1 protein-coding gene is annotated in these 392 nt (G+C 52.3%); it reads right to left on the bottom strand.

Features of this window, described 5'->3' with window-relative positions; translation table 11 throughout:
• Positions 1–89: 89 nt before the first annotated feature.
• The coding region (locus CO655_RS34200) for a hypothetical protein (protein ID WP_210201042.1) at positions 90–392 on the bottom strand (303 nt) is incomplete at its 5' end.

The following is a 392-nucleotide window of genomic DNA, read 5'->3' on the forward strand; positions in this document are numbered from 1 at the left end:
AGCAGCAACGGTCGTTGCAGGAGGATTTTAGGAAATTTACCGAGGCCGAGGGAAAAGTGGTCGTGAGTTTAGATCGGCTGCGGCAGTATCTAGGCGCCGAGTCCCAGTTGAAACAGCATAATCCTTATCCCGACGACGCCCTCATGATTGATGGCTGCGCCAACGAAGAGCTGAGCAAGCTCGGATCGGACTCGACTTCCAAGAGGAATGTTGTCCGGATTACGGCCATAAATCAACGGAGGTTTAGTAATTGGCTCCAAAAGAATGGTAGGGGGAGCATAGCCAGTCGCCTGACTGGCAGTGATCAGCAGCAAGGGTCGTTGAAGGACGATTTTAGGGGCTTTACCAAGGCTGAAGGAAGAATAAACGTGGGTTTTGATCGGCTGCGGCAG

It is taken from the genome of Rhizobium sp. M1, assembly GCF_002531805.1.
Taxonomy (GTDB): Bacteria; Pseudomonadota; Alphaproteobacteria; order Rhizobiales; family Rhizobiaceae; genus Rhizobium; species Rhizobium etli_C.